This is a genomic window from Puniceicoccaceae bacterium, assembly GCA_040224245.1.
GTDB lineage: Bacteria > Verrucomicrobiota > Verrucomicrobiia > Opitutales > JAFGAQ01 > JAKSBQ01.
Genome location: JBEGIR010000087.1, coordinates 37,553 through 61,648, shown reverse-complemented (window position 1 = coordinate 61,648; position 24,096 = coordinate 37,553). Strand labels below are relative to the sequence as shown.

11 protein-coding genes are annotated in these 24,096 nt (G+C 56.5%); 10 read left to right on the top strand and 1 reads right to left on the bottom strand.

The window, feature by feature from the left end:
• Positions 1 to 375: 375 nt before the first annotated feature.
• The gene (locus ABQ298_14750; protein MEQ9825643.1) at positions 376 to 1,257 is read right to left on the bottom strand and encodes an AraC family transcriptional regulator; all 882 of its coding nucleotides are present in this window, start codon (positions 1,255 to 1,257) and stop codon (positions 376 to 378) included.
• Positions 1,258 to 1,470: 213 nt separating this feature from the next.
• Between ABQ298_14750 and ABQ298_14745 the strand changes: the two genes are divergently transcribed.
• The 10 genes from ABQ298_14745 (at position 1,471) to ABQ298_14700 (ending at position 24,074) form a co-directional block, all read left to right on the top strand.
• Complete coding sequence (locus tag ABQ298_14745) at positions 1,471 to 3,852, top strand: beta-galactosidase (GenBank protein MEQ9825642.1); 2,382 nt, start codon at positions 1,471 to 1,473, stop codon at positions 3,850 to 3,852.
• Positions 3,853 to 3,923: 71 nt separating this feature from the next.
• Positions 3,924 to 7,634, top strand: a complete 3,711-nt coding sequence (locus ABQ298_14740; GenBank protein MEQ9825641.1) for a TonB-dependent receptor plug domain-containing protein — start codon at positions 3,924 to 3,926, stop codon at positions 7,632 to 7,634.
• Between the two features lie 136 nt (positions 7,635 to 7,770).
• Complete coding sequence (locus tag ABQ298_14735; protein ID MEQ9825640.1) at positions 7,771 to 11,553, top strand: TonB-dependent receptor plug domain-containing protein; 3,783 nt, start codon at positions 7,771 to 7,773, stop codon at positions 11,551 to 11,553.
• A 116-nt stretch (positions 11,554 to 11,669) separates the two neighbouring features.
• Positions 11,670 to 12,203 carry a sugar-binding domain-containing protein gene (locus tag ABQ298_14730; GenBank protein MEQ9825639.1) on the top strand — a complete coding sequence of 178 codons (534 nt, stop codon included), beginning with the start codon at positions 11,670 to 11,672 and terminating at the stop codon, positions 12,201 to 12,203.
• Positions 12,204 to 12,275: 72 nt separating this feature from the next.
• A complete protein-coding gene (locus tag ABQ298_14725; GenBank protein MEQ9825638.1) occupies positions 12,276 to 15,170 on the top strand; it encodes a glycoside hydrolase family 2 TIM barrel-domain containing protein in 2,895 nt (964 codons plus the stop codon).
• A 14-nt stretch (positions 15,171 to 15,184) separates the two neighbouring features.
• The gene (locus tag ABQ298_14720) at positions 15,185 to 17,959 is read left to right on the top strand and encodes a sugar-binding domain-containing protein (GenBank protein ID MEQ9825637.1); all 2,775 of its coding nucleotides are present in this window, start codon (positions 15,185 to 15,187) and stop codon (positions 17,957 to 17,959) included.
• A 65-nt stretch (positions 17,960 to 18,024) separates the two neighbouring features.
• A complete protein-coding gene (locus ABQ298_14715; GenBank protein MEQ9825636.1) occupies positions 18,025 to 19,563 on the top strand; it encodes a sodium/solute symporter in 1,539 nt (512 codons plus the stop codon).
• A gap of 46 nt (positions 19,564 to 19,609) precedes the next feature.
• Positions 19,610 to 21,817 carry a sensor histidine kinase gene (locus tag ABQ298_14710; protein ID MEQ9825635.1) on the top strand — a complete coding sequence of 736 codons (2,208 nt, stop codon included), beginning with the start codon at positions 19,610 to 19,612 and terminating at the stop codon, positions 21,815 to 21,817.
• A 161-nt stretch (positions 21,818 to 21,978) separates the two neighbouring features.
• Positions 21,979 to 22,659 carry a response regulator transcription factor gene (locus ABQ298_14705; GenBank protein ID MEQ9825634.1) on the top strand — a complete coding sequence of 227 codons (681 nt, stop codon included), beginning with the start codon at positions 21,979 to 21,981 and terminating at the stop codon, positions 22,657 to 22,659.
• 200 nt (positions 22,660 to 22,859) lie between these two features.
• Entirely contained in the window at positions 22,860 to 24,074 is a 1,215-nt protein-coding gene (locus tag ABQ298_14700) for an MFS transporter (protein MEQ9825633.1), read from the top strand.
• Positions 24,075 to 24,096 lie beyond the last annotated feature (22 nt).

The window sequence follows — 24,096 nt, the reverse complement described above, 5'->3', positions numbered from 1 at the left end:
CGAGGCTAGTCCAACAGGATGCGTTGCGCGCAACAGGTTTTTGTGGGTAGTTCTTGAACTTGTTACTGGGAAAAGGTGGAACCGTTGAGGTATTCGAGTGTTTCCAGGGGGCGAAATTTTTCCAAATTCCGTTATGGGGGAACCGATGGCTTGGGGGAACGGCGGCTCCCGGCGAACGGGAGCCCTACGCAAGATAGGGAAATTGCCATGAGAGAAGATCCGGCGAGAACGGGGTTGGGGAATGGGTCTCGACTAAAACCTATCTGTGTTTTCTGAGAAATTTGCTTCGCACCCGACAAGTAGGGTTTGAATGCGCTTCGCTCTGAAGTGGTTTAGAAAGAATCGATGCTTCGAGTGGTTCAGGATGCAGATTCGTCACCAGGCGTCCCGGTATTGCTTGGGGGATTTGCCAACGCATTTTTTGAAGGCCCTCGAGAAATACAGGGCATCGGCATATCCGAGTTCCGCAGCGATTTGCTTCACGCTCCAGTCCGTGGTGTCGAGGTATTCGCATGCGAGCTGCATGCGAAGCTCGGTCAGGTAAGCCATGGGGCTGATGCCGGTGTGGGATTTGAAGAGATGACAGAACTGCGGCACCGAAAGCGCGCAAGTGCGTGCATAGTCCTGCAGACTTCCGGGTTGCCGAAGATCGGCGCGCATGCGGACCATGACGGCCTCCATGCGTTCGAAAGCGTCGTTGCGGTGTGGATGGGGTGGATTGCGGTGCAGCAGACTCAGCACGTTGATGAGGGTTCGGGAAAGCTCGAGCAGCGTATGATCCGGGTAACCGCGTTCGACCCCGTTGAGAATCGAACGAAACTGCCGACGCATTCCATCCGGGGACTGGGCGCGCCGCAGCATCACCGGGTCGACATCGCCTAACCATTCGAGCAGAGCATGGCTACCCTTGCCCTCAAAGTGAAACCAGAAGATGCTCCACGGGTCGGCATCACTGGCCCCGTAGGAATGGCCCCTCCCGGGTGGAAGCAGCAGCACTTCATGCTCACGCAGCTGGTGCTGAGTGTCATCGGCTTCAACCCAGCCCGTTCCCGAGTTCACGAAGATCAAAATCCACTGGTCAACTCCTGCAGGACGCGTGATTCCATGACCCCGCGATGCTGGAAAAAAACCAAGGTCAGTGATGATGAAATCCCGGGTGAAGGGGCGTGAGCGCATGCGCCGCAGTGCCTGTGCGGGCACACGGTAAAGCTGCTGTCCTTCAAACCCTTCGGGAATCATGCAGGCATTGTGTTTCATCGAACGAAGCCAGGTGGATCAAGAAATCTAACCGCGTGTGCAGCCGATGGAAAGGAAAAGTACAGACCCTTCCAACGGCCGTTCTGTGCCTCGATTCCATTTTCACCCCAATGGGGGATAGATGCGTCGATCTGGAGCGGCTATACTATCCATCGAATTTTTTGCGTTATTCACCCATTGACCAGAAGCGATTCTGTCGACCCCGACTTACCCATGATTGAAATCCTTCGAACCCGCAGTGTGGTTCGCACACTGCTGCGCCTGTCGGTAATGGTTATCCTGTTTGCAGGATGCTCAGCGCACGGCGTAGCGTCGATACCCAATGCTGCTGCTGCCACTTTTGAGATCGGAGAACAGGCCTTCCTGCTCAATGGTGAACCCCTGCAGATTCGCTGTGGTGAAATCCACTACGCCCGTGTGCCGCGCGAGTATTGGAAGCACCGCATTGAAATGGTGCGGGCCACGGGCATGAACGCAGTCTGCGTCTATCTTTTCTGGAATTTTCACGAGCGACGCGAGGGCGAATTCACCTGGCAGGACCAGGCGGATGTGGCGGAGTTTTGCCGTCTTGCGCAGGAAGCGGGATTGTGGGTGATTTTGCGCCCGGGACCCTATTCCTGTGCCGAGTGGGAGATGGGCGGACTTCCCTGGTGGCTGCTCAAGCATGAAGACATTGCGTTGCGCTCCCGCGATTCCCGCTTTGTCGAGGCAACGCGCCGCTATTTTGAGCAGGTCGGTGAGCAGCTCGCACCGCTGCAGGTGACGCAGGGCGGCCCCATCCTGATGGTGCAGGTGGAGAATGAATATGGATTTTACGGAGATGATGCGGCCTACATGGGCGAGATGAAGCAGGCCCTGCTGGATGCTGGATTTGAAGTGCCGCTCTTTGCCTGCAATCCACCCTATTCGATTGCACGTGGATTTGATCCAGATCTGTTTCAGGTGGTGAACTTTGGCAGCGACCCCGACTCTGCGTTTGCGGCGCTCAGGGAATTCCAGCCCACCGGACCCCTGATGTGTGGGGAGTTTTACCCCGCCTGGTTTGATACCTGGGGAAACCCACACCACGATGGTGATCCGTCCACCTACATTCCAACCTTGGATAAGATGACTGCTATGGGTGCCTCCTATAGCATCTACATGGTGCATGGCGGCACGACATTTGGGTTTTGGGCTGGGGCAGATCGTCCCTTCAAACCCGACACCTCGAGCTATGACTACGATGCTCCGGTCTCGGAAGCAGGTTGGACCACCGATGCGTTTTTCATGCTGCGGGACATGGTCCAGCAACACCTGCCGGATGGTCAGCGGATCCCGGAACCCCCGGCACGCAATCCCGTGATTTCCATCCCCGCCATTTCATTCTCCCAACAGGCAGCCGTATTGGAAAATCTGCCCGAGTCCATCCAGCACACGGAACCCCAAACCTTCGAAACGCTCGATGTGTATCGTGCGGGCATGGTGTATGAAACCAAGCTTGCACCGGGTTCCGCTGGAACGCTCCGTGCGGAGGCGATCAATGACTTTTCATGGGTGTATCTCGATGGAGTGTTCCTCGGAGTCACCGACCGTCGCAGTCGGTCCTTCGAGGTTCCTCTACCCGAGCGCAGTGCGGAAAGCCGCCTGCAAATTTTCGTGTGGTCGATGGGCCGCATCAACTTTGGTCCCGAGATTCACGACCGCAAGGGCATGCACGGACCCGTGACCTTGATCTCGGAATCGGGTGAAAGTACCGAACTCCTCGACTGGGCACACTATCCGCTCACCCTGGAGCAGTCCTACCGGGAGCAATTGTCCTACCGCAACGTCAGCGATGATCAGTCCGCGCAGCCCCGCTTCTGGAGGGCGACCTTCGATCTCGACAAAACGGGTGACAGCTTTCTTGACCTCTCCAGATGGGGCAAGGGAGTGGTCTGGGTGAATGGCCACGCGCTCGGTCGCTTCTGGAACATTGGACCCACGCAGACGATGTACCTGCCTGGCCCGTGGCTCAAGCCCGGGGAAAACGAGATTGTGGTGCTGGATCTGCTCGGCCCCGAATCCCCGGTAATTTCCGGTCGCGAATCCCCCGTGCTGGATCAGCTCCGACCGGAACTCGACTTCTCGGGTCCCCGTCGTAAATTACGGGAACTCAACCTTGAGTCGCATCTCCCGCATCAGAAGGTTTCTTTTGAGAACAGCCCCTCCAAACAGGTGGTGCACTTTGACCAGCTGGCACGGGGCCGCTACTTCTGCCTGCTCACCCAGGATTCCTGGAATGAGGAGATCGTTGCTTCCGTCGGTGAGATCGATCTGCTCGATTCTGAAGGACAGGCTATTTCGCACGAGCGCTGGACGATTGCCTACGTCAGCAGTGAAGAACGCCACGACATGGACGGAACTGCGGAAAACGCAATCGATGGTCAGACCTCCAGCGTCTGGAGTACCTACTTTGCCCACAATACCCCGGATCATCCTCACGCCATCGTCATCGACCTTGGTCGGGAGGAAATCCTGAGTGGATTCACCCTTGTGCCCGCTCCGGGCACCTCGAAGCGCGGTCGCATCCGCAATGCAGAAATTTTCATAGGCGACGACCTGGTTCGCGAACCATAAGCCGTTCCAGGTCTCTCCCCCAGTTCGTCGAATCACGACCAAACCCCAAACCCAAAGTGATTATGAAAGCTATGCAAACCCAACGATCCATCGGATTGTTGCTGCTGGTGTTGTGCACACCAAGCCTCGCTGTCGCTCAGACAGAGAGGGAATCGGATCTGGAAGATGCGTCATCTGAGTCTGAGCAAAGTGAAGTATATACCCTGTCTCCCTTCGAGGTGTTAACCGATGAAAACATGGGTTACCTGGCGACTTCATCGCTCGCTGGTTCCCGAATCAATACCGATCTCAAGGACGTTGCCTCGGCGATTTCGGTCGTCACCCGTGAGTTTTTTGACGATACCGCATCGGTCAATCTTGAGGACATCCTCATCTACCAGACCAGTGCGGAAGTGGCGGGTATCGGCGGGAACTATTACGGCACCGATGCCAATGACGGAAGTTACCGCAACCGCATGCTGGTGAATCCGCAGACAGGCACCCGCCTGCGCGGACTCAATACGGCCGACCTGACGCGCAGTTTTTTCGCGACCAGCCTGCCGATGGATGCTTACAATACCGAACGCCTGGACATCCAGCGTGGGCCGAACTCGATTCTGTTTGGATTGGGCAGTCCGGCTGGCATCATCAATGCGACCCTGCGCGATGCATCGCCCAGCAAATTCATGGGCGAGGTGCGCATCAGCATGGACAGCTACGGTTCGCATCGTGAGATGGTGGATGTCAACCTGCCCATCATTGACGATACACTCGCAGTGCGTGTGGTCGGACTCAACGATGAGGAAAAATTTCGCCAGGATCACACCTACGATGACGACCGTCGCCTCTATGCGGCCATGCGCTGGCAACCCAAACTGGCAGACAGCATCTACACCCAGATCGATGTGCGTGCGGAGTATGGAAAACTCAGCGGAAACCGACCGGTCCCCGTGACCGCAGCGGACTTCATCACCAACTGGTTTGGTCCGCTCAACCAATACCTCATGTATGATCCGCTCACCAGCAACGGGATCCCGACGGACCCGGATGGCGTGCAGCATCGTGAGTTGTCGCACTACTTTTCAGGCGCACCGGCGCGGGACTGGTGGAACTCCTCACCGGGAACCATCTTTCAGCAACCCAACAGCAACGCCATCGGTAACGGACGCATGGATGCCTACCGGCAGCGCGATGGTTCGCCCTGGGGAGGACTCAGCGGTGTGACCAATCCCAACTACGATGAAGGCGGCACGGGCGTCTGGAACAAAAACAGTGCAAGCTACTACGCTGGCAATGCGCTGGTCATGGACATCATATCACGCTACGAAAGTGAGACTGGGAATACCTTCAACGGGTTTGGTTCCAGCCTCTGGCCCACGCAGATGATCCTGAGCGGACCGCTGGCGTTCATTGATCGCACGATCCAGGGACCCAACAAGCGCGAGTGGAATGAGTTTGATACCATCGAAATGTCGCTGACCCAGACCTACTTCGACGGATTGGCAGGCGTGAATCTCTCCTACTACCGGGAGAACTATGATTCGGGATATCACAACGCCATCAGCACCAACCGCGTGACCGTTGACGTGAACACCGTGCTGCGGGACGGAGAGCCGAATCCGGATGTCGGTCGTCCAGTTCTCATTGGTCCCAGTTCGGGACAGAACAACGAAGAGGACCGTCGTGCATTTCGCGCAACTGCCTTCGGGAAATTCGACCTCTCCAACTATATCGATGAAGGTTGGTTGACCACTCTGTTTGGTGAACAAACCGTGACGGCGACCTACTCCAGTCAGCGCTACGAAAACTTTCACCGCAACTATGATCTCTACAACTGGGATGTGGATAGCTACGGCAATCCGTACCTGAACTCTCCCAACTACTTCAGTTGGTGGGGCATTCATTACATCGGCGACAGCCTGCTCAACGTGTCGGATTTCGACAGCATTCCTTCCTCAGCGATTCATGGCGTGACCAGCAAACACAATCCCGGAACGACCAACAATACGCTGCTCTGGGATGAAAACACCCAGACCTGGCACAACGCCCAGTTGAACCTGCTCAACTACCGTGATGACCTGGATCGCCTCTATACGGGCACCTCACAGGGCTATGATACGACCGATTCGATGTCGGTGGTCTGGCAGGGCAAACTGCTCAATGATGCGATTGTTCCACTCTTTGGCTGGCGTCGCGATGAATACGAGCGCTGGGATAAGCCCAACGTGCTCGTGCGGGATGAATACCGTGTTCCATTGCCCTACAGCTCCGATTGGAACTATGACGGTGTCACACCGCTCGTCGCCGAAGAAGAGCGCCGCAGCTGGGGCTTAGTGGTGCATGCCGACAAAATTCTGGAGATGTTTGGCTATGAAATGCCAAAAGGCATGACCCTCAGCCTCAATTACAACGAGTCCAACAGCTTCCGTCCGTCGGAAGTGGGGACCGATGTGTATGGCAATAAACTGGCAGCCCCCTCCGGAGAGACGACGGACTACGGCTTCCTCGTGACGGCCTTTGACAACAAGGTTGCACTGCGTGTCACCTGGTATGAAACCGTGCAGAAGAATACGACGCTCAGCGACCCGTCCGGCATGATCTACTGGGCAAAGGCGGGCATCGTCCGCACGATGAATACACTTGCGCAGGAGACGTGGGACTCCCAGAAGGCAGATCCGACACAAGTCACCCCCGAGTTCCTCGTCAACGAGTGGTTTTTTGGCGATTCCTATGATCAGAGCGTTGCCTCCCAGCCCCTTCCGGACAACTGGCAGGAACAGCTCAGTGCACTGGTCAACCAGCCGCTGCGCATTCGGCGCTCTGCAGTTCCCGGTTCGGCAAGCTTTGTCGATGAAGGAGACATCAACCCCGATACCGATCAACCTTATCTGGCTCCGCCACTGGATGCCGAGGAGATTGCCTATCGTGAAGCATGGTTTGCCGCGCGCAGCAATGCGGAGTGGTTCCGCCCGCTCGACATGACCTGGGTGGATTCGAAGGAATTCGAAAAAATCGAAGGTGACGCTTACCGCATCTGGGGTGAGGGTTCGCCTGCCGGGCAGAAGTTGACCAACGATCTCGTGTCCAAGGGCATCGAGTTTGAACTCACCCTCAATCCCAAGAGCAACTGGCGCATTGCCTTCAACGCCGCCAAGGCCGAGGCCGAGCGCAGCAACGTGCTCTCCGACTGGGCCAGTTTCATCGAAGCCAACAAGGACCTCTGGTTTGACGGGTATGACAATAATCCCGGCGGACCCAGCAACCTGACCTACTGGACGATTGACGGGATTGCCGATGTGCGTCACTGGGGTGGTAATACAACCTACTCCTCGGTCGGCGACACCTTTGGCGGTCGCATGATGCAGAACGTGTTTGGTCCGTATCAGAACGCGATTGCGGGCAACGGGCAGTCCGTCAACGAGTTGCGCAAGTGGCGCATGAACCTGGTCACCAATTACAAGATTGAGACCGGACGGCTCAAGAACGTGAACATCGGCGGTGCGGTTCGCTGGCAGGATAAGGCAGCCATTGGTTATTATCCCAAATACAACGAAGACGCTGCGATTTGGGTAACCGATGCGGCCAACCCGATCTACGGACCCAGCGAGACCGATATTGACGCCTGGATCGGTTACCAGCGCGTGCTCAAGAACGGTATCGACTGGAGCATCCAGCTCAACGTTCGCAACCTCTTCTCCGACGACGAACTGATCCCGATTTCGGCCAATCCCGATGGCACCATCGCCCAGGCGCGCATTCCGAGCGAGACCGTCTGGACCCTGACCAATACCTTCAAATTCTGATCCATCCCAATCTGACAATCCCATCATGGTGGAGTTCGGCGGTTGTGGAATTTTCCGCAACCGCCAGCTTCACTACTTCCCTTTCTGACAACAAAACCAAACTACCAACAAAACTGAACGAACATCTGCTAACCCTATGAACACTACATTCAAGACGCATTTCCTGCGCTTCCGGAGGCCACCTGTGGCGTGGATGCTTGCAGGACTTCTCGCTGCCAGCCCGCTCGTGCTGCATGCACAGCTCGAGGAATTGGAAGAGGATGACGACTTCTATGAACTCTCACCCTTCGAAGTCTCCACAACCAGCGACGTGGGCTACCTTGCCACCTCTTCTCTCGCGGGCTCCCGACTGAACACAGACCTTCGCAATATTGCGGCGGCTGTTCAGGCGATCACGCCCGAGTTCATGGAAGACCTTGGCGCAACGAATCTGCAAAAAGTGCTGCTCTACACCACCAATACCGAAGTGGCTGGTATCGAAGGGAACTTCTACGGCGGGGATGCCTGGAGCAAGGGACACACACGTGACATGCTGGTGGAACCCCACCGCACGACGCGCATTCGCGGGTTGAACGACGCTGACATCACGCGTGATTTTTTCCCGACCGATGTTCCGATCGATTGGTTCAGCCTCTCCCGTATGGACATCAGCCGAGGACCCAATGCGGTGCTTTTTGGTCTGGGAAGTCCGGCAGGGTTGATCAACAACACGCTCAAGGTGCCCATCATGAGCAAGAGTTCGTACGTGGTGGAGTCGCGGGTGGATAACTACGGGTCCATGCGGGAATCCATCGACGTTGATCAGGCCATCATTCCCGATGTGCTCGCTGTGCGTGTAGTCGGACTCTACGATGACTCGCGATTCCGCCAGGACTTTACGTTCAACACGGATCGACGCCTCTACGCTGCGCTGCGTTACCAACCCAAGCTTGGCAAGGGCATCTTTACCCAGATCGACGCCAATGCCGAGTGGGGCAAGATTCGCGCCAACCGCCCAGTTGCGGGCACGCCTGGGGATTTTCTCTCCAACTGGTATGGACCGACGGACCGCATCATTGTTGAAAATGATGAGTACTGGGCCAGCCCGCCGCGTTTTGGAGCGGACATTGAAAACATCTACGCTTCTCAGACCCTGGGTGGACAGCTGTGGGATGATCATCCCGTCAGTTTTTTCAATAGTCCGAACACTGGAACCGTCGGCCTCAACGGGGGGCCGGATGCCATGCTTGCCCGTGGCTGGTCCAATGTGAATGGCGGTGGCTGGGGAAGCTGGGTGGGGTTGCTCAATCCCAACTGGGAGATCAACAATCCTCGCCACATCAAAAACACCGCTGCCTACTATGCGAACAATGCAATGGTCAGCTCGATCATCAGTGATTTTGAGGCGCAGACCGGACGTTCCTTCAGTGGATTTGGTCAGGGTGCCTGGCCGACCCAGATGATTGTGGACGGCCCCATCGCAGAACTGATGCGCGATCAGAATCTGATCGGCCCCAACAAACGCGAGTACAACAGCTTTCACACTTACAACCTGGGCATCACCCAATCCTATCTCGATGGGCGCCTGGGCTGGAACTTTGCTTACAACAAGCAGTCCTACCGTTCGGGTTATACCAACAAAATGGAAGGTCTCTGGGGAAATAACGTGGTGTCGCTCGACATCAATGCAGCACTTCGCAACAGTGCCGAACCCAACAACCCCAATATCGGACGCCTCTATACTTTTGGAGAGGGTCGCGGAGGCAACTTCGAACGGCATCGTGAGAACTGGCGTTTCACTGGCTATGTCGAACTTAAAGCGGAGGATTTCCTGGAATCCGGAAGCTGGCTGGAGCGAATTTTGGGAGAGCACACCTTTACGGGGGTGAGGGCATCCCAGAAGTATGAAAACTTTGAACGCTACTTCGCCCTGTATCGCTGGGATGAGCAGTATGGTGCTGCTCTCAACTGGAACAACCCGGGCTATGCGACCTGGCGCGGTATTCACTACCTCAGCGACAGCATGCTCAATACGACTTCGATGGACCAGATCAGCGGAGTGACCGGGGTGCGCACCCATCACAATCCGACGCTGACTCAGAACGTGCTCGCGGTGACACAGAATGCGAATGACGAGTGGGTTTGGGGGCAGAGCACTTATAACCTGCTCAGCTGGGAAAACGACAAGAACAAACTCTATGACGGCGCTTCCCAGGGCCATGATGAAACCACCTCCACGGTGTTTGTCTGGCAGGGCAGTCTGCTCGACGGTGTGATTGTTCCGATTTTTGGATGGCGTGAAGATGAATACGAGCGCTGGAACAAGCCGTCGTCGCTCGCGCGTGATGCCACCTATAACTACGTGCTGCCCTACAGCGACGAGTGGAACTACGACGATCAGGAACCCGTCTACGCCAAGCAGCAACGGCGCAGCTGGAGCGTGGCTCTGCACGGGCGCGAACTCATGGAACTGATCGGGCACCCCCTGCCGGAAGGTTGGGACGTCACCCTGCTTTACAACGATTCCAGCAGCTTCCGTCCCTCGGATGTTGCCGTGGATGTTTACAATCGGCAGGAAGCTACGCCCTCGGGTAACACCAAGGATGTGAGTCTACTGGTGTCGGCATTCAACAACCGCCTCTCCTTCCGTGTGACCAAATACAAGACCGTTCAGAAGAACACGCCCTTCATTGGAACGACTCCACCGTTCAACCGAAACAAATCGGTATTAGGCCGGGCCATGGATGGCATGATGTGGGAGATCGGACCGCACTTCGGTGCCCTTCCTTCCGAGGGCGGTGTGCCTGCGGCGGACCGTTACCAACCGACTCCGGAGTGGGTCGTGAACAAGTGGATGTTTGGCGACAGCTACGACAAATCGGTTGAACAACAGCCGCTGCCCGCAAACTGGCGGGAAATTCCGGGAATTCTGGACCAACCCCTGCGCATTCGCCAGGCTGCCGTTCCCGGCTCGGCAAACTATGTGGCACAGGGAGACATCAATCCGGATTTGGGTCTGGAGTATGTGGCACCACCGTTGACCGATGAGGAAATCGCCTATCGCACGGAGTGGTTCAATGCACGCTCGGATGCCGAGTGGTCGCGCCCGGTCGATCAGGAGTGGTGGGATGCGATGAACTTCGAGCGCATCGATGCCGCCTGGGGTGGTTTCTGGGAACTCACCGCATGGGAAGTTCCCCAGAACATGCGCAGCCTGAACGATCTCGAATCGACGGGTGTCGAATATGAAATCACGGCCAATCCCCTGCCCAACTGGCGCATCACGTTCAACGCCTCCCGTGCGGAAGCGGTTCGTTCGAATGTGTTGAGTTCATGGGATGACTACATTGAAGAGAACGTTGATTTCTGGTTCGACGGCGGATACTCCCTCAACGATGTTCCGGCCATGGACTACTGGTCCTTCCGTGGGTTTTACGATATCCCGGAAACTCCAGGAAGCACACTGGGAACCGGAGGTCGTCTTGGCACGGGATATGGGTCGGAAATTCTCAATCCCTACTACCAGGCCAAGGCCACAGAGGACCAGCTGGTCAATGAATTGCGCAAGTGGCACTTCAACTTCGTGACCAACTATTCGTTCACAGAGGGACGACTCAAGGGCATGGGCATCGGTGGTGCCTACCGCTGGATGGACCGTTCCAACATCGGCTACTACCCGAAGTACAATGCCGAGGCAAATGCCTGGGTCAACGATCTCGACAAGCCCATCAAGGGACCGAGCGAAGACTATCTGGATGTCTGGGTTTCCTACGAGCGTGAGCTGCCGCGAGGCATCCTTTGGTCCGTTCAGTTGAATGTGTACAATCTGCTCGCCGATGACGCGTTCATCCCCATCCAGGCAAACCCGGATGGCACGATCGCGCAGGTGCGCATCCCGAGTGAGAGGACCTGGGCACTGACCAATACCTTCCGGTTCTGATCAGCGCAATTTCTTGTGCTCTCTATCCGGTGGAGTCGACTGATGGGGTTTCCCGCAGTCGGCTCCACTGTTGTTTTTCATTTGTTTCCATTTCAATCCCGCTAGTATTGCGAATCATGCAAAGCCATCACCCACGTTTCCAACCCTTCCGTTCCTTGCTCACCCTCAGTGCTGTGGTACTCGGGTGCCTTTGCATGGGACAGATTGCCTCGGCGCAAGCCTCCTTTGGCACGGCCTTATCGCTCAATGACGACTGGCAGTTCTCGCTGAGTCAGCAGCAGGTGGATGCACCTGGTGACCTCAGTTCCGATCCGCAGCACTGGCAGACCGTGCAGTTACCCCACGACTGGAGCGTGAGGGGACAGCTCAGTCCCGACCTCGCCAGCTGCACAGGTTACCTGCCGGGAGGAGTGGGTTGGTACCGCAAGCAGCTGACGATCCCGTCAGATACCACAGCGGGGGATCAGGTGTTCCTCTACTTCGAGGGTGTTTACAATCGCAGTGATGTGTACGTGAACGGACATCACCTCGGTCACCGACCCAATGGCTACATCTCCTTTCTGTACGACGCCACTCCCTACGTGAAGTTTAATGCACCCAATACCATCGAAGTCCGGGTTGATCACAGCCGTCAGTTTGACTCGCGATAGTACACCGGATCGGGCATCTATCGGGATGCATGGCTGGTCCGTGCCCAACCCGTTCACCTTGCGCAATGGGGAGTGTTTGCCCACGCAACCGAGATTGCCGAGCGCAGTGCGACTCTGCGCGTGCAGTCGGAAATCGTCAACGCCTCCGAAGCACCCGCTACAGTGACCGTGGTGCACGAACTGCGGGATGCAGTGGGACAAGTCGTTGCCAGCGATTCGACGGCGGTTGAAGTCGCAGCAGGTGCAAGCGTGCAGACTGAAATGGATCTGCAGGTGGTACATGCCATTCGATGGACGCTCGAGCGTCCCTACCTCTATGAGCTGGAAACCCGCATTGAGAGTGGCACGACCCTGCTCGATCAAACACAATTCAAAACGGGCTTTCGCACCCTGGAGTTTTCTGCGGACCATGGATTCAGCCTCAATGGGCAAAACCTCAAGGTCAAAGGTGTCTGCCTGCACCATGACGCCGGTGTGCTCGGCTCCGCTGTGCCACGTGAAGTTTGGCGCAAGCGTTTGCAAACTCTGAAATCCATTGGCACCAATGCCATTCGCACCAGTCACAATCCACAGGCCACCGACCTATACGAACTCTGTGACGAGCTGGGACTGCTGGTGATGAACGAGGCTTTTGACGAGTGGGAATTTCCCAAGCGCAAGTGGCTCGATGGCTGGAATGTGGGAGAACCCGGCTTTGAAGGCAGCTACGATTTTTTTGAAGAGTGGGCTGAGCGTGACCTTGCGGACATGGTGCGGCGGGACCGCAATCACATCAGCATCTTCACCTGGAGTATCGGCAATGAGGTGGATTATCCGAACGATCCCTACTCGCACCCCGCACTCGACGGCAGTGCCATCAGTCAACCCATGTTCGGCGGCTACCAACCGGATCAACCCGACGCCAACCGGCTCGGCGTCATCGCCAAAAAACTGGTGGCAGTGGTGAAACAGCACGACACCAGCCGTCCCGTTACCGCAGCACTGGCGGGGGTTGTGATGTCCAACCAGACCGATTACCCCTTTGCGCTCGATATTGTGGGCTACAACTACTCCGAGGACCGTTACGCTATCGATCACGAAACCTATCCGGATCGCGTGATCTATGGCAGTGAAAACCGCCATGACTACCCGGCCTGGCGCGCGGTGATGGATCATGATTACATCTTCGGACAGTTTCTCTGGACCGGGATCGACTACCTCGGTGAATCGGGCCGCTGGCCTTCCCGTGGCTTCTATTCGGGACTGATGGATTTTGGAGGCTTCCTCAAGCCACGCGGTCACTTCCGCGAAGCGCTGTGGTCGGATGAACCCGTGTTGCATCTGGGTACCATGCCCGTGCCCGAGCGGGATTATCTTTCCGTCGATGCCTGGCCGATTTGGAATTACCAGCCCGGAGAAAGGGTGCGGGTACTCTGCTACACCAATGCTTCGGAGGTTCAGCTGTTGCTCAACGGCGAACCGGTGGGGGAGCGCAAACCCTATGACCCTGAGACGGGCATCCTGCACTGGGATGTGTCCTTTGCGACCGGAACGCTTGAGGCGGTTGGCTATGACAAGCAGGGCAGAGAGGTCAGTCGCGACCAAATCCTCACCCACGGTGAGGCAGAGGCATTGCAGCTTCGCAGCGACACCACCACCATCGATGCCGGGCGCGGCCTTGCGATGGTGGAACTGCAGATTGTCGACGCTGACGGGAATCGCATCATGGATGCCACTCACGAAGTCACCTGTCATATCGAAGGTCCGGCCCGGTTGCTCGGGCTTGAGGCAAGCAATAATCAGGACATGAGTGACTACACCGATGCCACTCACAACGTCTATCACGGTCGCATCCTCGCCTACGTTGAAGCGACCGGAGAACCGGGTGAGGTGAAGGTTCGATTTTCGGCGCAGGGGTTCGAGTCGGTGGAATTGACCTTGAAATCAGTCGCTTCGCGGCCCGCGCAACTGCAAGTCGTGCCCGCGCTAACACAACCCGAGCAGCATGGTGTGCCTGCGGAAGCGGAGCGCACCGCCTACCTGATGACGTATTTCAAGGACGAAACTCACTCCCTTTACCTGGCGACATCCAGTGACGGGTTCAGCTTCACCGATGTCAATGGAGGCGAACCCGTTTTGCTCGGCAGGCACGTTGCGGAACAGCAGGGGGTGCGGGACCCGCACATCCAACGGGGTCCCGATGGTGCCTTTTACCTCTGCCTGACCGATCTGCACATTTACGCGCAGCGCGAAGGGCTGCGCAACACCCAGTGGGAACGTCCGGGTGAGCTTTACGACTGGGGCAACAACCGTGCGCTTGTTTTCATGAAATCGTGGGATCTGGTGCACTGGACGCACTCGCTCGTCCATGTGGGTGAGCTGTTTCCGGAATTCGCGGACGCTGGCTGCTTCTGGGCTCCCCAAACCGTTTGGGATGAGGATGAAGGCAAACTCATGGTCTATTTCACCACTCGCATTGGACGCGGTCCCAACTTCATGGTCTACGCCTACGCCGATGAGGCATTCACGACGCTGGTCTCCAAACCGGAAGTCCTGCTGCACTACCCGAATCCGAAGATCAACACCATTGACGCCGACATCACCCGGGTGGGGGACACCTACCATCTCTTTTATGTGGCGCATGAACCTCCGGGCGGAATCCGTCATGCAACTTCGGAGACCATGCATCGTGATTATCAATACCTTCCCGAGCGTGTGGATGCGGCAGGCGTTGCCTGCGAGGGTCCCAACCTCTGGTATCGCAAGCAAACCAACTCCTACATCCTGATGTATGATATTTTTGGTGTGGATCCCCACAACATGGGGTTTTCAGAAACCACAGACTTTGAGACGTTCCGTAACGTGGGTCGATTTAACGAGGTGGGTTCACCGATGAAAGCAACAAACTTCACAAGCCCCAAACACGGCTCCGTTCTTGCGATCACCCAGGAAGAACTGGAGCGGGTGCGAGAGCATTTTCAACCCTGAGTTGAAGCCATGACATGACCTTGACCTTCAAATTCCGGAACCTTGGATACGGCGTTCCCTGGTGCGCAGCACTGTTGGTTTGCCAGCTGGCATTGATGACCTGCTTTCCCGTTCTCTGCATCCATGCACAGGAGTTTTCCCTTCCACTTCAAGGAAAATGGGAACTGGCGCTGGAAGAAGGATCGAGCAGTCGTCATTCCCCCGCAGGACTGGCCTTTCTGCAGCAGGTGGACTTGCCGGGAACGCTCAACCGTGCAGGCATCGGCGAACCCGACCAAACGAAGCCAGAGAAGGTGCGGGAGGTCATGTTGTTTCTCAAAGCAAAACATGAGTTTGTAGGCACCGCATGGTACCGCAAAACCATCCACGTGCCAGCACATGCCGAATCCATGCGCGCCGTGCTGCTCATGGAGCGGGTGATGTGGAAATCATCCGTTTTTGTCAATGGAACCCTCGTCAGCGAAGCCGACAGTCTTTCCACTCCACACGAGCATGACCTCACCGATGTTCTCAAACCCGGGGCGAATGAGCTGGTCATCGCGGTGGACAACACCCGGCAGTATGATCTCAACAGCCACGACATGGCCCACGGTTACACCCAACAGACCCAAATCATGTGGAACGGTGTGCTGGGGGATTTTGCCATCCATTTCCTTCCCACAACCGGGCTTGGTTCGTTGCGGATTGACGCCGATCCGGAGACCCGTGTGGTGCAAGTGATCACTTCCAACACCCTGCCAGCGGAGCATCAAATCCGCTTAACACTCACCGATCCTCAGTCCTCGGAGATCGTTCGTCAGGTGTTTCAGGCGAACCCGGACAAGCGCTACACGTTCGAGGTGCCCGGCCATGTCATCCCGTGGGATGAGTTTTCACCTGCGCTGTATTCCCTTGAGGCTGAGTTGATCCATGCCGACAGCACCGTGCAATCCATCACGCAACGCTTCGGTTTTCGCTCGCTTGTCACAAGCGGAAAAGAACTTCGGATCAACGGCCGAACCCTCTATCTGCGCGGCACGCTCGAATGCTGCATTTTCCCGCTGACAGGACATCCGCCCGTCTCGGTGGAGGAGTGGACACAGCTCTACCAGTCCGCAAAAGACTATGGACTCAACCACTTGCGCTTCCACTCCTGGTGTCCACCCAAGGCAGCGTTTGAAGCTGCAGATGCGGTGGGGATTTACCTCCAGGTGGAGCCTCCCAACTGGAGCACTACCTTCGGGTCCGACGAAGCATCAGCCGCATTCATTGAGGCCGAAGCCCGTCGCATCATCGAAACCTACGGAAACCATCCATCCTTCTGCCTGATGTCCATGGGCAATGAGCTGCAGGGTGACTTCGACCGCATGCACCACCTGGTCGAAGCACTGAAAGCAAAGGACAGGCGTCGGCTCTACACCACCACTTCCTTCACATTTGAAAAGGGACACGGAAAATTCCCGGAGTCCGTGGACGACTTCTTCATCACCCAGTACACCGACAAGGGATGGGTGAGGGGGCAGGGAGTCTTTGACAGCCAGTATCCCGATTTCCAAACCGACTACAGCGCAGCAGTGGAGCATTTGCCAGTGCCGCTGATCACCCATGAGATCGGTCAGTATTCCGTGTATCCGAATCTCAAGGAAATCGACAAGTATACGGGTGTGCTGGACCCGGTCAATTTCAAGGCGATCCGCCTGGACCTGGAACACAAGGGTCTGCTGCACCTTGCCGAGGACTACCTGATGGCTAGTGGAATGCTTGCCAAAATCCTCTACAAGGAAGAAATTGAACGCGCCCTGAAAACCGAGGGCATCAGTGGTTTCCAGCTGTTGGACCTGCACGATTTCCCAGGTCAGGGCACCGCACTGGTTGGACTGTTGGATGCATTCTGGGACTCCAAAGGCATCATTGATGGTGCAGCCTTCCGACAGTTCTGTTCGGAGCTGGTCCCTCTGATCTGGATGCCCAAGGCCGTCTACCGTAGCTCGGAAGTTCTGGAACTCGAATTTGGCGTTGCCAACCACCTCCCCGAAGCCATGAAACAAGCCCTGCGGGTGGAGTTGCTGGACGCGGAAGGCAAGGTGCACTTTTCGAAGGAGACAGAACCCCGCAGTATCCCAGCGGGCAAAACGTCCCGCCTGGGTAACGTATCCATCGATCTCTCGGACTTCCGCACCCCTGCAAGCCTGCGCTTGCGGCTGTCCATGCCTCAAAGCGGCCACGAAAACCACTGGCAGATCTGGATCTACCCGGATGCCGAAGCGCAGCAACTGGAAAATGGGGTTCTGGTGACCCGTGACTATGAGGAAGCGATGCAAGCTCTCGGGGCTGGGGCAAGCGTTGTTTTAAGCCCTGAACTGGAGAAACTCAATGGCCTGGAGGGCAAGTTTGTGCAGGTGTTCTGGAGTCCGGTCCATTTTCCAGATCAACCCGGAACCATGGGGCTGCTGATCGATCCGGAACACCCTGCTTTCCAAAGTTTCCCCACCGAATTTCACACCAACTGGCAGTGGTGGGACCTCTGCAAAACGTCCAAGACCCTCGAATTTGGGAACCTCAACATCCAACCGCTGATTCGGGTCGTCGACAACTTTTTCAAAAACCGCAACCTGACCAACCTCTTCGAAGTCAAGGTCGGCAAAGGGAAGCTCGTTTTCAGTTCGATGGACCTCGTGTCCGATCTCGAATCGAGGCCGGAGGCCGCGCAACTGCGTACAAGCCTCCTGCAATACATGGAATCGGATGCGTTCGACCCCGATGCCACGCTCAGCCCGGACCAGATCAAGTCATTTCTGAAGGACACATGATGGTTCCTTCGCTCAGTTACCCCCTGATACTCCAAACACATCATCAACCCTAACCCTAAAATCCCATGGTATTGTCGTTTCTGGACTGGAGCCTGTTTCTGCTTTTTTTTGCCGTGGTCATTGGTATTAGCCTGTTCAAGAGCCGTGGAAGCGCATCGGGCGAAGAAGACTACTTTCTGGCCGGCAGAGGTCTTCCCTGGTGGTTGATTGGGGTTTCCATTGTAGCCGCAAACATTTCCACGGAACAATTTGTCGGTATGGCAGGTCAGGGTGCTGGCTCTGTCGGATTGGCCGTGAGCTGGTGGCAGCTGATGGGATCGATTGGCATTGTGATCATTGCCTTCACCTTATTGCCCCGGTTTCTGAAGGCTGGTATCTACACGATGCCGGAGTATCTCGAATACCGCTACAATGTTCTGGCACGGTCGATTTTTGCAATTCTCACTGTCATCATCTACGTGGTTGTACTGCTGACGGCCGTCTTGTTTTCGGGCGGATTGACCTTGCACACGATCTTCGGGATGGATCTGAAAATCGCGGTATGGCTCATTGGTGCGGCGGCAGCACTCTACACCGCATGGGGTGGGCTGAAGGCCGTTGCCTGGGCCGACCTCATTCAGGGGATTGCACTGTTGGCCGGAGGCCTGGTGGTCTTCTTCCTCGGACTCGCCGCGTGCGGCGGTTGGAGCGGGTTTACTCAAGCCAATGCAAACAAACTGCATATGGTCCTTCCTGCAAATGACCCAAATCTACCGTGGACCGGCGTGCTCTCCGGTATGTGGATCGTACTGCTGTATTACTGTGGACTGAATCAGTTCATCGTGCAGCGGAATTTGGCAGCAAGGACGCTTCGGGACGGACAACTGGGAATGATTTTTGCCGGTGGGCTGTGGTTGCTGGTGCCCTTCGCCATCGTCATGCCTGGCATCATGGCTTTTCAGCTTTATCCGGGATCCCTCGCAGAAACCCCCGATAAAGCCTATCCAATACTGATTTCCAATTTGCTACCCGCCGGGATGAGGGGATTCCTGCTTGCGGCACTGGCGGGGGCGATCACCAGTTCCCTTGCTTCCATGCTCAACTCTGCATCGACGATTTTCAGCCTCGACGTGGTGCAACGCCTCTTTCACCGCAGCGCGGGCCATGCACAGATGGTATGGCTGGGACGCATCTCCGTCATCGTGTTTGTCTGTATCGCTTGTCTGCTCGCACCCATGCTCGCAGATCCAAAGTTTGGTGGGGTCTTCCAGTTCATTCAGCAGTTTCAGGGCTACATCTGGCCCGGGGTAGTGGCTGCGTTTCTGTTTGGAATGATCGTGAAAAGGACGCCCGCTTCGGCTGGCGTGTTTGCACTGATAGCCGGTCCCATTTTCTATGGGATTTTTCAGGTTGCCACACCGGGGATTCACTTCCTCATTCATGTTTGCATCACCTTTTTCATCCTTGTTGCGATCATGGCACTGATTACCCTGATCCGCCCTCTTGACAAACCCCGGTCCCTGCCCGTGCGGGAGGAACTGGACCTGCAGTCGGAACCCTATGTCAAGGTGTTGGGCGGCACCGTCATCCTCGCTGTTGGAGTCTTTCTTCTGATCTTTTGGTAGGTGCTACATTCTTTCATATTCCATGAACCCCCTATAACTGGATCTCATGCTCTCGACGCTTGTCCTGCGGTGTAAAATCGCTAAGCTGGGCCTACCGAAACAACCCCAATCCCTGCACATCTTCACCAACATTCATCACATTTTTGTCTGCTTACTGTTTCTGTTTGCGATGACCGCCTCGAGTTCGGAGGAATTGGCTTCACAGTCCGCAACTCCACTCACGACGGCGGCGCAGGTGCGGGCATTGAGTGAAGCCGCAGCGAGCCAGGCACTGCCGGTCGAGCTGCTGGGAGTTTACATGGGCAGTGCGGATCCCCAGGGCATTGCGTTTATCCTGCAGGATGAAAGCGAAGGCATTTACATTCAGGCACCAGCGGAGCAGTTGACGGACATTGGGCGTGGCGATCTGTTGCGCATTGAGGGGGTGTCGCATCCGGGAGGATTTGCGCCAATCGTGCTGGCACAGCGGGTGGAAAAATGTGGAACCCGTGCGATCCCCGAACCCCGCAAAGTCTCGCTTGAGGAATTGCATGCGGGTCAGCTGGATGCGCAGTGGGTGGAGTTCAGTGGCATCGTGCGCAGCGTGCAGCCCAAGGCATTGACGGATGCGCCCCCACCTCCTCCGGGCACTCGCTATACGGTTCCGACGTCTGCAGATCCAACCCTTTCCAACAAGGTCAAACTCAAACTGGCATCCGGACTCGCACGCGTGATGGTGGAGGTCGACGGTCCGCTCGATCCCGAGCAGTACGTGGATGCGCGCGTGTGCCTTCGCGGGCTTTGTTTCAACCTGCACAACCGCAATCGCCAGTATGTAAAACCCTTTATCCAGGTGCCCGAAGGTGCGCACATTACGATTTTGGAAGCGCCAGTTGAGAACTTGTTTGAGCGGGAACCCGAACGCATTGGGAACTTGTTGCGCTTTGGTCCCGAGAATGACAGTCAGGGTCGGCGCGTACACCTGCAGGGTGTGGTGGTGCACTATCGTCCGGGCGTGGGACTTTGGGTGCGAGATGGAGAGCATTGCCTGCGTGTGGAAAGTTTGCAAATCGAAGAGCTGCAGCCCGGAGATGTCGTGGATGTGCTGGGATTTCCGGTCCCAGGGGAATACAGTCCGGTTCTGGAGGATGCGGTCTTTCGCAAGCGCACGACGCAGTCTTCACCGGCTCCGCTGGTCATTTACAATGTTTCAGATGCCTTGCGCAATGACGCCAATCTTGTCCAGCTGGATGCGCGACTCGTGGAGGTGCGGCCAGTTCCGGGGGGATGGGAGTTGTCGCTGGATTGGCAGGGGCAGGTGATTCGCGCGCACTGGTATCACCCGGGTGAGAGTGCCCCGACCGATGAATGGTTGCCCGACAGCATTGTGCGGGTGGTGGGTGTTTGTGCTGTGCTCGCCGACGAACCCGGCCCGCTGGGCGGGTTGTGGATTCCGAGTTCCTTTCAGATTCTACTGCGTTCCCCAACTGACGTGAGTGTGCTTGAACCTCCCCCCTGGTGGAATGCCGAACGCATCGCCTGGATGCTCTCGGCATTTCTGGTTGCGGCACTGGTCATGATCGCTGCAATTGTCTGGATTTCGCGACAGCACATGCGGGATCAGGAACACCAGCGCGCGATGGCCGAAGCGGAATTTTCCGCCATTCTCAATGAGCGCAACCGCGTCGCACGGGAAATTCACGATACGCTCTCTCAGGGACTGGGTTCGATTTCGATGCAGCTTGAACTTGCGCGCACGCATGCAGATGAGTTGAGCAGTGAGGTGCGCAATCACTTGGGGACCGCACATCGCCTCACACGTGAGGCCTTGGCCGAAGCACGCAACTCGATCTGGAATATGCGATCACACGTGCTCGAAAAGGGTGATTTGGTGGATGCACTCAGCCGCATTCTGGATCAGCTCACCAAGGGTCTTGAGGTCATTGCGGAGGTCCGAGCAGAAGGAAACCGTCGCCGTCTCTCGCCCATGGTGGAGAACAATCTGTTGAGGATCGGACAGGAGGGCATCACCAACGCGATCAAGCACGCGCAGCCCTCCCGTATCGAACTCACGCTTGCCTACGAACCCCGACGAGTGCGCCTTTACATTCGCGATGATGGCATCGGATTTGAGGCTGCGAAGCAGACTCGCCCACAGAGCGGCAGCTTCGGCCTTGTGGGCATTCGCGAACGGGTCCATCTGCTCGGAGGCAGTGTCGACATGCAAAGTTCGCCCGGTTCCGGTACCACCATTTGCGTTACGGTACAGGTGTAGTTGCCATTCCCCTACAGGAGTTTGGCTTGCGAAACCTTCCCGTTCTGAAGCACAAAAATCACCCGAACGGGTGAGAGCCGAATGCACCGCTTCGTGATAGAATGTACCTTGCGCCAACTTCAATCCTCACCGGTGCGGGCGTGCTTGCAATTGATTGAAAAATGAAAAAGGATTCCGTCCCAAGCTTCACAAAACCCGTGGTGACCCGTGCAACCCCAGAAACCCTGATTCGCGTGCTGGTCGTGGATGACCATCCGTCGATGCGCATGGGGTTGACTGCCCTGATCAACGGTCAGCCGGGCATGGAAGTCGTGGCAGAGGCCAGTGACGGGGAGGAAGCGATCGAGGTCTTCGAAGATGTGCAGCCCGATGTCGTTTTGATGGACCTGCGCATGCCGGGTCTGGGTGGGGTCGAGGCCACACTCGCCATTCTCAAAAAATCCCCTGATGCGCGCATCATTATCCTTTCGACCTACGATTGGGACGAGGACATCCACCTCGCGATCCAGTCGGGTGCAAAGTCCTACCTGCTCAAAGACACTTCCGTTGAGGACATTGCTTATACCATCCATCGCGTACACGAGGGTGACAAAACACTCTCCGAACAGGTGGAAAAGCGATTGGCCGAGCGCCTGCAGCGGGAGCAGTTGACTGAGCGTGAGCGCGAGGTGCTGGAGTCCTTGATCAAAGGCCGCAGCAACAAGGAAATCGCTACGAGTCTCTTCATCTCGGAACAGACCGTAAAGTCCCACCTCAAGACCCTCTTTGCGAAGCTGAACGTCAGCGACCGCACCGAAGCTGCCGTCGCCGCCATCCGCCACGGCATCGTGCATCTGGACTGAGTGCGGACACCTGATCGCATACGCTGCAAAACGAAGGAATCTGACGCATCGAACAGAAACCGTTCGAACTGACATCGATGGAGTGGCAAGCATGGCCACTGCTACGGGGAGGACGTCGGGAGGCATGTGCTTCTCTTGAGACCGTGGGGTTGGGTTTTGTTCGAAGGCTCAGCCGTTCCCTCCTTGCAGTTCACTTCCCCATGAAACGCTTTTCCGAGAGACAATGGCTCGTGCTGCTGCTGGCGAGCCTGCAGTTCATCATCCTGTCCGACTATCTGGTGGTCATGCCGATGGGTCCGATCCTGATGGAAACCTTTTCGATTCGGACCGGGCAGTTTGCGGGCCTGATTTCGATCTACTCGATTGGAGCGATCGTGATCGCCTTTACGACGGCGGGTTGGCTCGACCGGATCGACCGCATGCGGTCCCTTCAGGCTGCTTTGATCTGTTTTCTTGGGATCAGTGCACTTCATGGGCTGGTGGATGACTTCCGGCTATTGGGGTTGCTGCGATTTCTGGCGGGTGGAGTTGCGGGGTTGATCGGCTCACTGGTCATGTCTGTGGTCACTCAAACCTTCCCTTCGAACCGTAGGGGACGTGTGATCGGCATCGTGCTGAGCGCGACCTCGGTGTGCCAGATCGTGGGCATCCCCGCTGGACTGTTCCTGATGGCGAAGTTGGGCTGGAAGGCCCCATTCCTGCTCAACAGTGTTTTGGCGCTCCTGGTGCTCATCCCATTGCTGCGACTGACACCTGGCGGACAACAAGCCCTTTCAAAACAACCCTTCGGTTCGCAAATGCTGCGCATCACGCGCGAACGTCATCATTTCAAGGCGATGCTATGCACCCTGCTCACCATGCTGGCGGGCAGTTTGGTTGTTCCCTTCCTACCGCTGTTGCTGGTCTATCGCTTTGGTGTACCCGAGAACGAACTGAGTGGGGTCTACCTGGTGGCTGGGTTGGTGGCTTTTGTTGCATCCCTGTTGGCCGGCAAACTGGCAGAGCGTGGCGACGGGCGATTCGGATTCACGGTTCTCGGACTGCTGGGTGTGCTTCCGCTGCTGGTATTGGCACTCACAACTTCAATGCCGCGTGCGGCAGTGGTTGCTGTGTTTGCACTGGGCAATGCCCTGTTGATCGTGCGCATGATTCCGATGAACCGCTTCATCATGGAATACATTCATCCCGAACTATTGGGCGGTTTTCAGAGCGTCAATACCGCACTCATGCATGTGGGAGCTTCGAGCGCAGCTGCGATTGGTGGGCTGTTGATCTCGGTGAACGAAGGCGAATTGGCTGGATTTGGAAGTGTGGTTGCAGGATCGATTGCCGTGCTGATGCTTGTCCTGTTGCTCATGCAGTTTGGTTTCCGGGGTTCGTCATCTCCAACTTCATTCCCTGAACGCTCGCCCTGACCGACTGAGAACAGGTTCGCCT

What these genes read in the sequence shown, in the direction of transcription:
- ABQ298_14750 (MEQ9825643.1), bottom strand. Translation starts at nt 1,257, where the DNA reads ATGAAACACAATGCCTGCATGATTCCCGAAGGGTTTGAAGGACAGCAG.
- ABQ298_14745 (MEQ9825642.1), top strand. Translation starts at nt 1,471, where the DNA reads ATGATTGAAATCCTTCGAACCCGCAGTGTGGTTCGCACACTGCTGCGC.
- ABQ298_14740 (MEQ9825641.1), top strand. Translation starts at nt 3,924, where the DNA reads ATGCAAACCCAACGATCCATCGGATTGTTGCTGCTGGTGTTGTGCACA.
- ABQ298_14735 (MEQ9825640.1), top strand. Translation starts at nt 7,771, where the DNA reads ATGAACACTACATTCAAGACGCATTTCCTGCGCTTCCGGAGGCCACCT.
- ABQ298_14730 (MEQ9825639.1), top strand. Translation starts at nt 11,670, where the DNA reads ATGCAAAGCCATCACCCACGTTTCCAACCCTTCCGTTCCTTGCTCACC.
- ABQ298_14720 (MEQ9825637.1), top strand. Translation starts at nt 15,185, where the DNA reads ATGACCTTGACCTTCAAATTCCGGAACCTTGGATACGGCGTTCCCTGG.
- ABQ298_14715 (MEQ9825636.1), top strand. Translation starts at nt 18,025, where the DNA reads ATGGTATTGTCGTTTCTGGACTGGAGCCTGTTTCTGCTTTTTTTTGCC.
- ABQ298_14710 (MEQ9825635.1), top strand. Translation starts at nt 19,610, where the DNA reads ATGCTCTCGACGCTTGTCCTGCGGTGTAAAATCGCTAAGCTGGGCCTA.
- ABQ298_14705 (MEQ9825634.1), top strand. Translation starts at nt 21,979, where the DNA reads ATGAAAAAGGATTCCGTCCCAAGCTTCACAAAACCCGTGGTGACCCGT.
- ABQ298_14700 (MEQ9825633.1), top strand. Translation starts at nt 22,860, where the DNA reads ATGAAACGCTTTTCCGAGAGACAATGGCTCGTGCTGCTGCTGGCGAGC.